The sequence below is a fragment of the Mycobacterium sp. IDUB_28 genome, assembly GCF_055419285.1.
Genome location: NZ_JBVAXK010000008.1, coordinates 292,571 through 306,209 on the forward strand (window position 1 = coordinate 292,571; position 13,639 = coordinate 306,209).

A 13,639-nucleotide genomic window follows, 5' to 3' on the forward strand; every position below is an offset into this window, starting at 1 on the left:
ATAGACCGTCGAGTAGGAAGGGTTGCGGTTCTCATGGATGTCGCGGGGCGCAACCTGGTGTATTTCTCCTCCGTGTCGGAGAACACCCACCGCTTCGTGCAGAAGCTGGGTGTTCCCGCCACGCGAATCCCGCTGCATGGACGCATAGAGGTCGACGACCCGTATGTGCTGGTGCTGCCGACCTACGGCGGGGGCCGGGCCACGCCGGACATCAACGACGGCGGCTACGTCCCCAAGCAGGTCATTGCGTTTCTGAACAACGAGCACAACCGCTCCCTGATCCGCGGCGTCATCGCCGCGGGCAACAACAACTTCGGTATGGAATTCGCCTACGCCGGCAATGTGGTGTCCCGCAAGTGTGGCGTTCCGTACCTGTACCGCTTCGAACTCATGGGCACCCAGGACGACGTCGACGCCGTCCGTGCGGGCCTGGCTCAATTCTGGAAGGAACAGACGTGCCACCAACCGTCACTGCAGAGCCTGTAACCGCCGGCCCGCACGCGTCGCAGATCAACGAAACGGATTACCACGCGCTCAACGCGATGTTGAATCTGTACGACGCCGACGGCAAGATTCAGTTCGATAAGGACATCCTGGCGGCGCGCCAGTACTTTCTGGAGCACGTCAACCAGAACACCGTTTTCTTCCACAATCAGGACGAGAAACTTGACTACCTGATTCGCGAGAACTATTACGAGCGTGAGGTTCTCGACCAGTATTCGCGCAACTTCGTCAAGACACTGCTGGACCGCGCCTACGCTAAGAAGTTCCGCTTCCCGACGTTCCTGGGTGCATTCAAGTACTACACGTCCTACACGCTGAAGACCTTCGACGGGAAGCGCTACCTGGAGCGTTTCGAGGACCGCGTGGTGATGGTGTCGCTGACCCTGGCCGCGGGTGACACCGCGCTGGCCGAGAAGCTGGTCGACGAGATCATCGACGGACGGTTCCAACCGGCCACACCGACGTTCCTGAATTCAGGGAAAAAGCAACGCGGAGAGCCGGTGTCGTGCTTTCCCGCCGGAACACCAGTGGATACGCCCGACGGTCCACGCGCCATCGAGATGCTGCGGGCAGGCGATCGGGTGCTGTCCCACGACGGGTCCTTCTCCGTCGTCGAGTCTCTTATCGAGAATCCGAATGACCAGGCGTTGATCTCGATCTCACACTTCGGGCATAAAGAACCAATCATGTGCACGCCGGAGCATCCGATTCTGGTGTGGACTTCGCGCGATGTGCAGACACTCATTGACGGCGACGGTGCGGACCCGTTCAACGGATTTGTCTGGTTGGCCGCCAAAGACATTCATCCCACCGATTTCATCGTGACGGCAGCTCCGCTGGAGGGACGGCCGCGACGGACCTATGACTTGATGGAGTACGTCGGCGAGGGCGAATACGAAGAAGTCGACGGTCTGATCCGCAAGGTCAACACCGATAAGAAGCATCGCAACAAGCAACGTCATCACATGCGATTCGTTTCGGTGAATCGCTACGTTGAAGAGTCCTACGAACTTGGCCTGCTGCTCGGTTGGTATGTCGCCGAAGGCCACATCTCCAAGCGATCGGGTCCCGCAGGACGGCTTCCCAATGGCATCCACTTCACCATCGGCACGCACGAGCTCGAATACCAGCAACAGCTCGCGGTGGCTTTCAAGCGGGTGTTCGCCACGGATCTTGCCGTCCATCAGAGCTTGTCGGATCAGTCGGTGCGGATGATCTGCAATAGCAAAGTGATTGCGGCGCTGTTCCTTTCGCTGGTGGGCACGGGATATCACCTGAAGCAGTTGTCCCACGACGTTTTAACGGCAGACGAAGAGTTTCAACGTGGATTGCTGGCTGGGTTGTTCCGCGGTGACGGGTGCAGCACCCAGGGCGGCATGGTGCTCGACCTGGTCAATCCGAATCTGGTCGATCAGGTGCAGCTGCTGCTGCGCCGAAACGGGATCATGTCCAGGGTCCGCCAGTACGTCAACCAGTCGGGCAATGTGACCGGTCAGGTGTTTGTGCCCGGACTGCCCGGCACCAACGAGGACTTCATCTTCGACGTCGGCAAGAATCTGTATAACTATGTCGGCCAGAAAGGCACGTCCCGCACGACTTATCAGGTTGTGCTCGGGCGGCACGTGTACGGAATCCGCCATGTACGGCAGACCGAGGACGTTCCCGCGAAGGTCTACAACCTGCATGTCGAGGACACGCACACCTACACGATCCGTGGCACCGTCGTGCACAACTGCTTCCTTCTTCGCATCGAAGACAACATGGAGTCCATTGGGCGCTCCATCAACTCCGCGCTGCAGTTGTCCAAGCGTGGCGGGGGAGTTGCGTTGCTGCTGACCAACATTCGCGAACACGGCGCTCCGATCAAGAACATCGAGAACCAGTCCTCGGGTGTCATCCCGATCATGAAGCTGCTGGAGGACTCCTTCTCCTACGCGAACCAGTTGGGTGCGCGTCAAGGCGCCGGCGCGGTGTACCTCAACGCGCATCACCCCGACATCTACCGCTTCCTGGACACCAAGCGGGAGAACGCCGACGAGAAGATCCGGATCAAGACGCTGAGCCTGGGCGTGGTGATCCCCGACATCACCTTCGAGCTGGCCAAGAAAAACGAGGACATGTACCTGTTCTCGCCGTATGACGTCGAACGGGTCTACGGGCAGGCGTTCGCCGACATCTCGGTGACCGAGAAGTACTACGAGATGGTCGACGACGCCCGCATCCGCAAGACCAAGATCAAGGCGCGCGAGTTCTTCCAGACGCTGGCCGAATTGCAGTTCGAGTCCGGCTACCCGTACATCATGTTCGAGGACACCGTGAATCGCGCCAACCCCATCGAGGGCAAGATCACGCACTCGAACCTGTGCTCGGAGATCCTGCAGGTCTCCACGCCGTCGCTGTTCAACGAAGATCTGTCGTATGCCCGTGTGGGCAAAGACATTTCGTGCAACCTAGGTTCGTTGAACATCGCCAAGACGATGGACTCGCCGGACTTCGCCCAAACCATCGAGGTGTCGATCCGGGCGTTGACCGCGGTGAGCGACCAGACCCATATCACCTCGGTGCCGTCCATCGAGCAGGGCAACAACGACTCGCACGCGATCGGGCTGGGGCAGATGAACCTGCACGGGTACCTGGCGCGGGAGGGCATCTACTACGGCTCCGAAGAAGGCATCGACTTCACCAACATCTACTTCTATTCGGTGCTCTACCACGCGCTACGGGCCTCGAACCGGATTGCGATCGAACGTGGAACGCACTTCAAGGGATTCGAGAAGTCCAAGTACGCCTCGGGCGAGTTCTTCGACAAGTACACCGAGCAGGTGTGGGAGCCGCAGACCGAAAAGGTGCGCCAGCTCTTCGCCGACGCCGGCATCCGCATCCCCAACCAGGACGACTGGAAACGGCTCAAGGAGTCGGTGCAGCAGCACGGCATCTACAACCAGAACCTGCAGGCCGTCCCGCCCACCGGGTCGATCTCCTACATCAACCACTCGACGTCGTCGATCCACCCGATCGTGTCGCGGGTGGAGATCCGCAAGGAAGGCAAGATCGGCCGCGTCTACTACCCGGCGCCGTACATGACCAACGACAACCTGGAGTATTACCAGGACGCGTATGAGATCGGCTACGAGAAGATCATCGACACCTACGCCGCGGCCACCCAGCACGTGGACCAGGGATTGTCGCTGACGCTGTTCTTCAAGGACACCGCCACCACGCGTGATGTGAATAAGGCGCAGATCTACGCCTGGCGTAAAGGCATCAAGACGCTGTATTACATCCGGCTGCGGCAGATGGCGCTGGAAGGCACTGAGGTGGAGGGTTGCGTCAGTTGCATGTTGTGACGCCGGCGCAGAGCGTGCGATTCACGACGTAATGCCGCTGTGTCCCGTCGCCCGGTGCACGCTCGGCGGCGGGAACGTCGAGTCTGCCCAGGTCAACCGAGGCCACGCGGTAAAGTGCTGGACGTGGTGAGAGTGCCTCGACCATCGTTGCCGCACCCCGGCCCGAAGCCGGCGGTGAAAGTCGACGCGCGCAGCGAGCGTTGGCGCGAACACCGCAAGAAGGTGCGCAGCGAAATCGTCGAGGCGGCCTTCCGCGCCATCGACCGCCTGGGCCCCGAGCTCAGCGTGCGGGAGATCGCCGAGGAGGCCGGCACCGCCAAGCCGAAGATCTACCGGCATTTCGCCGACAAGTCCGACCTCTTCCTGGCCATCGGTGAGCGCCTGCGCGACATGCTCTGGGCGGCGATCTTCCCGTCCATCAACCTGGCCACCGACTCGGCGCGACAGGTCATCCACCGCGCCGTCGAGGAGTTCGTCAGCCTGCTCGACCAGCACCCCAACGTGATGCGGGTGTTCATCCAAGGCGGTTCCAGCGCGCAATCGAAGGCGACGGTGCGCACCCTCAACGAAGGCCGTGAGATCACGCTGACCATCGCCGAGATGTTCAACGACGAACTGCGGGACATGGAACTCAATAAGGCGGCGATGGAACTCGCCGCGTTCTCCGCGTTCGGTTGCGCGGCGTCGGCCACCGAATGGTGGCTGGGTCCCGAGCCGGACAGCCCGCGGTCGATGACGCGCGAGCAGTTCGTCGCGCAATTGACCACCATCATGATGGGCATCATCGTGGGCACCGCCGAAACCATGGGCATCGCGATGGACCCCGACCAGCCAATACACGCGGCACTGCCCGCGGCCCTTCCGTGAGCCGGCTCGCGCCGACGTTGACATCGCGGTAGCGATCGACAAGACTCGAAATACCCGATACCCCGGGTACTGGGTATCTGCGGTTCGCCGTTGACCGAGTCGATCCGGCTGGTTTCGGGCAGACCACAACAGGAAAGATCAATAACCATGACCGACGTCGTGACCCCGGCAGTAGACGAATCCGGCAAACCCAAGTCCGACAAGCCGCCCGTGCACACCCGTGTCGTCATCATCGGCACTGGCTTCTCCGGGCTGGGCATGGCGATCGCGCTGCAAAAGCAAGGCGTGGATTTCGTGATCCTGGAGAAGGCCGACGACATCGGTGGCACCTGGCGGGACAACACTTACCCCGGCTGCGCCTGCGACATCCCGTCGCACCTGTACTCGTTCTCCTTCGAACCCAAGCCGGACTGGAAGAACCCGTTCTCCTTCCAGCCCGAGATCCTGGACTACCTCAAGGGTGTCACCGAGAAGTACGGACTGCGTCGCCACATCGAGTTCAACGCGCTGGTCGACCGCGGCCACTGGGACGACGACGAGTACCGCTGGCATGTCTTCACCGCCGACGGGCGGGAATACGTTGCGCAGTTCCTGGTGTCGGGGGCGGGGGCGCTGCACATCCCGTCCTTCCCCAACATCGACGGCCGCGATGAATTCATCGGCGCCTCTTTCCATTCCGCGGAGTGGGATCACAGCGTCGACATCACCGGCAAGCGGGTCGCGATCATCGGCACCGGCGCCAGCGCGATCCAGATCGTGCCCGAGATCGTCGGGGACGTCGCCGAACTTCAGCTCTACCAGCGCACCCCACCGTGGGTGGTGCCGCGCTCCAACCCAGAAATTCCGAAGGCGTTGCGCGCCGCGATGCAGAATGTGCCGGGGCTGCGCGCGCTGGTGCGCCTGGCCATCTACTGGGGACAGGAGTCGCTGGCGATCGGGATGACCAAGCGGCCCAATGTGCTGAAATTCATTGAGGCGTACTGCAAATGGAACGTCTTCCGATCGGTGCGCGACCGCGAACTGCGCCGCAAACTGATCCCGAACTACCGCATTGGGTGCAAGCGCATCCTGAATTCGTCCACCTACTACGCCGCGCTGTCCAGCCCGAACGCCGAAGTGATCACCGAGGGAATCGCGCGCATCACTCCCGACGGGATCGTCACCGAAGACGGCCGGGAACGAAAAGTAGACGTGATTGTGTACGCCACCGGCTTTCACGTCACCGACTCCTACACCTACGTCGACATCAAGGGTCAGCATGGGGAGGATCTGGTGGACCGGTGGAACCGCGAGGGGATCGGCGCGCATCGCGGCGTGACCGTCGCCGACGTGCCGAACCTGTTCTTCCTGCTGGGCCCCAACACCGGGCTGGGCCACAACTCGGTGGTCTTCATGATCGAGTCGCAGATCCGCTACGTGGCCGATGCAATCGCCACCTGCGACAAGAAGGGTGCCCAGGCGCTGGCCCCCACTCGGGAAGCGCAGGACCGGTTCAACGACGAGCTGCAGGAGAAGCTGACCCACTCGGTGTGGAACACCGGAGGTTGCGCCAGCTGGTATCTGGATGAGCACGGCAAGAACACCGTGTTGTGGGGCGGTTACACCTGGCAGTATTGGCGGGCCACCCGGTCGGTGAAACCGGAGGAGTACCAGTTCCTCGGCCTGGGCAAGGACGGCGCGGGCAAGGGCAGGGGCAAAGACGCCCGCCGCGCCCTCAGGGCAGCCGGCTGAGCAGGTCCCCGAAGGCCTGCGCGGCCGCGTCGACGCCGTCTTCGTCGTCGGTGGCGACGAGATCCAGCAACAAGCCGCGGATGACGGCCAGACCGAGACGGGCCATGGCGGGCTGCTCGGCAGCCGGGTCCACCTCGGTCAGCCAGCCGTGTACCGCGTCGGGAATCATTGGCGCGAAGGGCTTTTCGCCCTGGGCGGCGCGCGAGTAGCACTCGAAGAACAAGCGTTCCAGCCGTCGCAGTTCGGGCCGGCGAACGTCGGCCCACATCGCCGCGAAACCCGCGGCGGGACTGCTTGTCGGCAGACCCGGCAGCACGCCCTTTTGCCGCCGTTCCACCTCCTCGACCACGCAGACCAGCATATTTTCCCGAGAACCGAAGTGGTGCAGCAACATTCGATGACTGGTGCCGACGGCTGCGGCGACGTCGCGCAGGGACCGGTCACCAACTCCGTGTGCCGCGAATTCCTCGACCAGCGCGTCCAGTAGCTCGCCGCGCCGGTGCAGGTCAGGCGTGCGGGCCATGCGCGCGGCTGCACTCCTCGGCCCGACGTTTGAGACCGGTGGCCTCCATATCGAGATAGCGCCTGGTCAGCCCGGCCATCAAGCGGCCGACCAAGGCGCCGAACACACCTCGCTGATCGATCTGCTGGCGCACCAGGGTGCCGCCGCCGGGTCGGGGGACGACGTCATGGCGAGCGGCGGCGAGCGCGCCGGGGGCGCGTTGCTCCCAGGTCCAGGACACGCCGGGATCGATTTCAGTCACCTGCCAGACGAGTTTGGTCATCCGCGGTTGTTTGATCGCAAACCGGCTGCCGACCGCGAGGCCAGGTCCGTCCAGCCCGACCAGGGAGGTCACCGAATCGGTCCAGTCGGGCCAGCGTTCGACGTCGCTGAACACGTCCCAGACGATTTCCGGGGACGCATCGATCTCGACACTGTGTTCGGTAAACATGTACCAAATGGTACACGCTCTGCTGGGTAGTGCCCAGGCCGGCAGGCCGTGTTGGTCCGCCCGGCAGCGGGTACTACCCGCAGGTGATCCGAAAGCTTTGCGCCGGTTTGGCTTTGCTCATGGTGGCGGCTTGCGGGCACAGCAGCGTCGCCCCGCCGTCCACGGGCATGACCACCACCGGCCTCCTGCCGGCCGGGGTCCCCACCGAAGGCAGCCGGCCGCCGGCTGCAAAGCTGCCGACCGCAGCCGAACCGCTGCGCGCACCCCCGGTCGCCGCGGATACGCCCATCGGGCGCACGATCCCGGTGGGGCACACGGCCGAGGGCATTGTGGTGGACGCCTCGACGCGCACCGTCGCGGTAGCCACCAGCGATCCGAACCAGCTGGTGCTGCTCAACGCGGACTCCGGCGAGATCACCGGCCGAATTCCGTTGCCGGGCAGAGTTCGTCATCTCCAGTTGGCGGCCGCGGGCGGTCCGGTGCTGGTGCCGGTCGAGTCGGCCGACGCGTTGGTCCGCGTCGACCTGCCGCTGGGGCCGGCGCACGCGCCGATCCGCACCGGGACCGAACCACACGATGCCACCGCGGCGGCCAATGGGACCGTCTTCGTCGCCAACGAACTGGGCGGGACGATCGCGGTCCTGCGTGGTGAGCAGATCGTGAAAGTCTTCACCGACAGTGTCCAACCGGCCGGCGCTGCCGCGGTCGGCACCGCGGTCGGGGTGCTGGACGTGCGCAAGAACGACCTCACCGTCTACGACGCCGACCGGCTGACCATCGCCGGATCCACCCCGGCCGGTGCCGGACCGACTCACCTGGTCGCCGACCGGCATGGACGCATGATCGCGACCGATACCCGCGGCAACGCAATCCGGGTATTCACCCCGCTGCCGACGCCGCGCCAGGTGGCCGGCATCGACCAACTCGGCGGCCCCTACGGGATCGCCTACGACTGGTCGCGGGACCGACTCTGGGTGGCGTCGTCGGGCACCAACGAAGTCGTCGGCTACGACATGAGCACAACGAACCCCGTTGTGGTGCAACGATTTCCGACTGTGCAGAATCCGTACAGCCTGGCCGTCGACGCGGCCACCGGCCGATTGTTCGTCGCCGGGGCGTCCGGTGGCGTCATGCAGATCATCGACTCGGGTTGAACGGCCCGGGGTGGGGTACGCCAGACGGGTCGAGGGGAGGCGACCATGACGATCGACGGATCGACGATGAACTTCGTGCGCCGCGGGTCAGGGCAACCGCTGCTGCTGGTCCACGGCCTCGGATCCAGTTGGCGCAACTGGGAATCCGTGCTGCCGCAGCTGTCGGTGCAACGCGAGGTCATCGCGTTGGACCTGCCCGGATTCGGCGACAGCCCACCGCTGGCGGGGGAGACGACCATCGCGTCGTTGACCGATGCGGTGCAGGCCTTCATCGCCGCGCACGAGCTGGGGGACATCGACGTCGTCGGCAGTTCCATGGGTGCGCGAATGGTGCTGGAAATGGCCCGTCGTGGTCATGCCGGAACGATGGTGGCGCTGGATCCCGGTGGGTTCTGGACCGATACCGAGGTGAGGGTGTTCGGCGCGACGGTGGGTGCGTCCATCGCGCTGGTGCGCCGGATCCAACCGCTGCTGCCCGCTCTGACGCGCAGCAGGGTCGGGCGCACGGCGCTGCTGTTGCAGTTCTCGGCCAAGCCGTGGCGACTGCCGCCCGCACTGGTCCTGCAGGAACTGCGCAGCTTTGCTCGCGCGACGCGGCTGGACGAGGCGCTGAGCACGTTGGTGCACGGTCCCAAGCAAGCGGGTGGCTCGGTCAACGGCCGGGTGGTGATCGGCTGGGGACGCAACGACCGGGTGACCTCGCCGCGCCAGGCCGAGCGGGCCCAGCGGGCCTTCCCGGATGCGACGCTGCACTGGTTCGAGGATTGTGGGCATTTTCCACACTGGGACCAGCCCGAACGCGCAGTTCAGTTGATTCTGCAGCCGACGTAGCGACACGCCCTCAACACAAGTTCTTGTGTTGCCACGGCTTGTTGGACCCCAGGGGTAGTGTCTGTGGCCTAAGCAACACAGCCCTATTCGTTTCGGTGAAGTGGAGTTCGGCGTGACTGGAAATGCAAAGCTGATCGACCGCGTCTCGGCGATCAACTGGAACCGCCTGCAAGACGACAAAGACGCCGAAGTGTGGGACCGGTTGACCGGTAATTTCTGGCTGCCGGAGAAGGTCCCGGTGTCCAACGACATCCCGTCCTGGGGCACGCTGACCGCCAACGAGAAGCAGCTCACCATGCGGGTGTTCACGGGTCTGACCATGCTGGACACCATTCAGGGCACCGTGGGTGCGGTCAGCCTGATTCCGGATGCGCTGACCCCGCACGAGGAGGCGGTGTACACCAACATCGCGTTCATGGAGTCGGTGCACGCCAAGAGCTACAGCCAGATCTTCTCCACGCTGTGCTCGACCGCCGAGATCGACGACGCGTTCCGCTGGTCGGAGGAAAACCCCAACCTGCAGCGCAAAGCCGAGATCGTGCTCGAGTACTACCGCGGTGACCAGCCGCTCAAGCGCAAGGTGGCCTCGACGTTGCTGGAGAGCTTCCTGTTCTACTCCGGTTTCTACCTGCCGATGTACTGGTCGAGCCGGGCCAAGCTGACCAACACCGCCGACATGATCCGGCTGATCATCCGCGACGAGGCCGTACACGGCTACTACATCGGCTACAAGTACCAGCGCGGTCTGGCGTTGGAGGATGCGGCCACGCAGCAGGAACTCAAGGACTACACCTACGAGTTGCTCTTCGAGCTGTACGACAACGAAGTGGAGTACACCCAGGACCTCTACGACGAGGTAGGCCTGACCGAGGACGTCAAGAAGTTCCTGCGCTACAACGCAAATAAGGCGCTGATGAACCTGGGCTACGAAGCGCTGTTCCCGCGCGACGAGACCGACGTCAACCCAGCGATCCTGTCCGCGTTGTCACCCAACGCCGACGAGAACCACGACTTCTTCTCCGGGTCCGGGTCGAGCTACGTGATCGGCAAGGCCGTTGTCACGGAGGACGAGGACTGGAACTTCTAACGGCACAGTTCAGAGCTTTAACAATTGCGGTGTGTGCATCGTCAGCTAACTCAATGCGCCCGCGCCTTTCCCGGCGTAGCGGTACTCTTGCCCACATTTTGCCCACATTCGAATTACCGTTGTGGGCATGGCGGTCGTGCAGGCTTACGAGACCAAGCAGGGTAAGCGCTACCGCGTTAGGTACCGCACGCCGGACAATCGGCAGACTGATAAGCGCGGGTTCAGAACCAAGCGCGATGCCCAGCGGTTCGCCAACACCGTCGAGGTGGCCAAGTTCAAGGCGAGTACGTTAACCCTGCTGATGCCCGCAGGACGCTCGACGACCTCGGGCAGGCCTGGCTCGACCGGCAGAAGGGTTACCTCAAGCCGTCCGGTTACGCCGTCATGGAGACGAGTTGGCGCATGCGGGTCAAACCACGCTGGGGCCAGGTGGCGCTCGGCGACATCAAGCCGACCGCCGTTCAGGGATGGATGACTGAGCTGGGCCAGGCCACCGAGAGCACCAAGGCCCTCGGTCCCGCTGCGATTAAGCGCGCCCACTACGTGCTGTCCCAAATCCTCGCCGACGCCGTGACCGACAACCTGATCCCTAAGAATCCGGCAGCCGGTCTGAAGCTTCCCAAGACCTCGCGCAAGAGGCCGGTGTACCTGACCCATCGGCACGTTAACGACCTGGCCGACGCAGCGGGGGAGTACAGGACTCTGGTGTTGCTGCTGGCATACACCGGGATGCGCTGGGGTGAAGCCATCGGCCTGCGGGTGGCGGACCTGGATCTGTTGCGCAAGCGTGCCGTAATCCATGAGAACGCCGTGCAGTCGGGCAACAGCATCCATGTCGGTACGCCCAAGTCGCACAAGCAGCGTTCAATCCCGCTGCCGGAGTTCCTGGTGCCGCTGCTAGCGCGCCAGTGCGAGGAGAAGGGCAGGGGAGACCTCTTGTTCGGCGATGGCGATCATGTGCGCCGCCCGCACCCCGTGTCTGGGTGGCTCGCCAAGGCGGTCACCGCGTCTAAGGTGCCTCGGGTGACGCCGCACGACTTGCGGCACACTGCCGCCTCGCTGGCGGTCTCAGCTGGCGCCAACGTGAAGGCGGTGCAGCGGATGCTTGGTCACGCCAGCGCCGCCATGACGCTGGACTTATACGCCGACCTGTTCGACGATGACTTGGAAGGGGTCGCTGTTGCCTTGGACAAAGCCCGGACAGAAACGGTAACGAAGCATCAAGCGAGCACCTAATTACCTATAGCGGTTTGGCAAGTTCATAAGGAAAATTGCTATCTTAAGACGTTTTCTCAATCGTTGGGAGCACGTAAATACGCAGGTCATAACTCGCCATACCTCAGCGCGACTACGTCCGAGCGACGAAAAGCTATAGTCACCCTGTAGCACAACATGTTTCGGCCTGACTCAGGGGTCTGAATCGTGTCGTAGCGTGTCTCTCAACAACCGCAGAAAATTTGCGGTTTGCGAATTGAGAGGACGTTATATGACCACCAATCGCACAGGCAGTCGCGAGCGCGAACCGTTGGTCAAAACTGCCCAAGTGGCTGAGTTTCTCGGCACTACCAGCAATCAATTGATCCGATTGCGTTTTGAGGGTAAAGGGCCGAAGTTTGTCCGGCTCGGACGCTCTGTCCGCTACCGGTGGAGCGACGTCGACGCATGGGTCGCAGCGCAGGAAGTGTCGGCATGACCGCCCACGCCAGCCCCGCAGCCCGACAGGCTCGTCAGCTGCGCGAGGCCGTCAGCGGTGATTTGACGGGGCTTGAAGACCGTGCACGGCGGCTGGCCGAGCGCCTTGCTACTAGTACGCAGCAACTCGCCGCTGCCTACCAGGACTCTGCGCTCACGCGCACGAATCACGTTGCACGATTGAAGCGGCTGCGCAGCCAAATCGACGTCGGCATCAATGCCTTGGACGGTGTGCGATGAGTACACCTAGCCGCATCGAATTGGCTGACGTGGGTCGCATCGAAAATTACCTTCTTGCGAGTGGCGATCGCACGAGCGACAAGGAGGCGGTCCAGCCTATCGAGGGCGGGGAGGAGGAAGCGGACTCGGCCACGACCTGCGGCGACGATGACGCCGGAACGGGCGCTGACGGCGAGGAAGAGCCAGGCGACGATGTCGACGAGATGATCGGGTCGCTTCCTGGGCTCCCGGACGAGGACTACGGGCAGAGGTTCGAGGCTCCTGCTCCATCTCGGTGGTCGTTGCCGTGGTCCTGGTGCTCGGCGGCTACCGGCTGGACGAGGCGCAGAGGCCCGCTTTTCAGACAGGCCGAGGAACCCGCCGCCTCACCATATAGCTGTAGCTAGTTAATTGAACCGCTATAGGGTCTCGCCGATGTCGGGTAGTAAGGCAATATCCTGAACTTTTCCGTACCTGCGAAACATGTCAGCCGTCTCGCGGACGTTTCTCTTTGCCCAATCGACACTTAATTCGCTGAGCACTTGGTACTCGTACCTGAAACGCTCCGCTCGATCTCCGACCCGTTTGGCGGCTTGAGTGCTGACAACGCTTTGGCAATACCAATACAGAAGATCGTCGAGGCTGCCTGCACGGTCGAAGCCGAGTTTGCCGCGCTCGTAGTAAGTAAAGTGATAGGAACCGTCATCAGCCACGAAGATGTTCAGATCATCATTTGTCCTCAAACCTACTGGCATCGGGCGCACGCCTAATATTTCTGATAACCGGTTGATCTCGTACTGCAGATCGTCTGATTTAGCGTCCAAGGGGCGGTCCGTAGTTGTCCAGAATGCCTAACCTCACTAATTCATCAACAGTCGGTCTTACCCCGTCAGGAGCCAAGATCATGTATTGCCGGGCGCTCGGCGACGGCGTCTGGCCGAACCACGGTGCTACCGGCCCTTCCACAATTCTCCATCCCGGAGGCAAAGGCTCAGAGGTCACCATGTAGCGGTTGTAGTTGCCTCCCACCGATTCTGGCATCAGCGCACGATCTGCGAAAGGAGTGCCATCGGGTGCAAGGTACTGACCAAATGGGGAGCCGAAGCGGTCAATAATCGTTCCTTCGGGTAAATGGGCGGGTTGCGGGACGTAGCCAGGGGGGAACCCATCATTCGGCGGTTGCGTCCAGCAGAGTGGTGTACGAGTCGGACCTGATCAGCGGTACCGGCGTGTCGTAGCCGAGTGATTGAAGGT

Annotated in this window: 11 protein-coding genes and 5 pseudogenes; 12 read left to right on the plus strand and 4 right to left on the minus strand. The window is 62.7% G+C overall.

The window, feature by feature from the left end:
• Positions 1–33: 33 nt before the first annotated feature.
• The 6 genes and pseudogenes from nrdI (at position 34) to ACZYZ9_RS18845 (ending at position 6,449) form a co-directional block, all read left to right on the plus strand.
• Positions 34–486: a class Ib ribonucleoside-diphosphate reductase assembly flavoprotein NrdI gene (gene nrdI / locus ACZYZ9_RS18820; RefSeq protein ID WP_463827766.1), complete on the plus strand. Its 453-nt coding sequence runs from the start codon at positions 34–36 to the stop codon at positions 484–486.
• Positions 456–1,016, plus strand: a pseudogene (locus ACZYZ9_RS18825) (ribonucleotide reductase N-terminal alpha domain-containing protein); the annotation flags it as partial. The gene nrdI and the pseudogene ACZYZ9_RS18825, both read left to right, overlap by 31 nt.
• Positions 1,005–2,210 (plus strand): annotated as a pseudogene (locus ACZYZ9_RS18830) (LAGLIDADG family homing endonuclease); the annotation flags it as partial. The pseudogenes ACZYZ9_RS18825 and ACZYZ9_RS18830, both read left to right, overlap by 12 nt.
• A 24-nt stretch (positions 2,211–2,234) precedes the next feature.
• A pseudogene (nrdE, locus tag ACZYZ9_RS18835) lies at positions 2,235–3,851 on the plus strand (class 1b ribonucleoside-diphosphate reductase subunit alpha); the annotation flags it as partial.
• Positions 3,852–3,974: 123 nt separating this feature from the next.
• Positions 3,975–4,718 carry a TetR/AcrR family transcriptional regulator gene (locus ACZYZ9_RS18840; protein ID WP_463827767.1) on the plus strand — a complete coding sequence of 248 codons (744 nt, stop codon included), beginning with the start codon at positions 3,975–3,977 and terminating at the stop codon, positions 4,716–4,718.
• Positions 4,719–4,865: 147 nt separating this feature from the next.
• Complete coding sequence (locus ACZYZ9_RS18845; protein WP_463827768.1) at positions 4,866–6,449, plus strand: flavin-containing monooxygenase; 1,584 nt, start codon at positions 4,866–4,868, stop codon at positions 6,447–6,449.
• Here the strand turns inward: ACZYZ9_RS18845 and ACZYZ9_RS18850 are convergent.
• Both ACZYZ9_RS18850 and ACZYZ9_RS18855 read right to left on the minus strand, forming a co-directional pair.
• Positions 6,433–6,972 carry a TetR/AcrR family transcriptional regulator gene (locus ACZYZ9_RS18850; protein WP_463827769.1) on the minus strand — a complete coding sequence of 180 codons (540 nt, stop codon included), beginning with the start codon at positions 6,970–6,972 and terminating at the stop codon, positions 6,433–6,435. The genes ACZYZ9_RS18845 and ACZYZ9_RS18850 overlap by 17 nt on opposite strands.
• Positions 6,956–7,402, minus strand: coding sequence for an SRPBCC family protein (locus ACZYZ9_RS18855; protein ID WP_463827770.1), 447 nt, complete (start codon positions 7,400–7,402; stop codon positions 6,956–6,958). Before ACZYZ9_RS18855 ends, ACZYZ9_RS18850 begins: the two co-directional genes overlap by 17 nt.
• Before the next feature lie 167 nt (positions 7,403–7,569).
• Between ACZYZ9_RS18855 and ACZYZ9_RS18860 the strand changes: the two genes are divergently transcribed.
• The 6 genes and pseudogenes from ACZYZ9_RS18860 to ACZYZ9_RS18885 all read left to right on the plus strand — a co-directional run bounded on the left by ACZYZ9_RS18860 (position 7,570) and on the right by ACZYZ9_RS18885 (position 12,406).
• Positions 7,570–8,556, plus strand: coding sequence for a YncE family protein (locus ACZYZ9_RS18860; protein ID WP_463827771.1), 987 nt, complete (start codon positions 7,570–7,572; stop codon positions 8,554–8,556).
• 45 nt (positions 8,557–8,601) lie between these two features.
• Positions 8,602–9,387: an alpha/beta fold hydrolase gene (locus ACZYZ9_RS18865; RefSeq protein WP_463827772.1), complete on the plus strand. Its 786-nt coding sequence runs from the start codon at positions 8,602–8,604 to the stop codon at positions 9,385–9,387.
• Positions 9,388–9,499: 112 nt separating this feature from the next.
• Positions 9,500–10,474, plus strand: a complete 975-nt coding sequence (gene nrdF, locus ACZYZ9_RS18870; RefSeq protein WP_463827773.1) for a class 1b ribonucleoside-diphosphate reductase subunit beta — start codon at positions 9,500–9,502, stop codon at positions 10,472–10,474.
• 127 nt (positions 10,475–10,601) lie between these two features.
• Positions 10,602–11,710, plus strand: a pseudogene (locus ACZYZ9_RS18875) (tyrosine-type recombinase/integrase).
• 250 nt (positions 11,711–11,960) lie between these two features.
• Positions 11,961–12,167: a helix-turn-helix transcriptional regulator gene (locus ACZYZ9_RS18880; protein ID WP_463827774.1), complete on the plus strand. Its 207-nt coding sequence runs from the start codon at positions 11,961–11,963 to the stop codon at positions 12,165–12,167.
• The gene (locus ACZYZ9_RS18885) at positions 12,164–12,406 is read left to right on the plus strand and encodes a hypothetical protein (protein ID WP_463827775.1); all 243 of its coding nucleotides are present in this window, start codon (positions 12,164–12,166) and stop codon (positions 12,404–12,406) included. Before ACZYZ9_RS18880 ends, ACZYZ9_RS18885 begins: the two co-directional genes overlap by 4 nt.
• Before the next feature lie 398 nt (positions 12,407–12,804).
• Here the strand turns inward: ACZYZ9_RS18885 and ACZYZ9_RS18890 are convergent, their stop codons facing one another.
• Positions 12,805–13,140, minus strand: coding sequence for an Imm63 family immunity protein (locus ACZYZ9_RS18890; protein WP_463827807.1), 336 nt, complete (start codon positions 13,138–13,140; stop codon positions 12,805–12,807).
• A gap of 58 nt (positions 13,141–13,198) precedes the next feature.
• A pseudogene (locus ACZYZ9_RS18895) lies at positions 13,199–13,558 on the minus strand (TNT domain-containing protein); the annotation flags it as partial.
• Between the last annotated feature and the right edge of the window lie 81 nt (positions 13,559–13,639).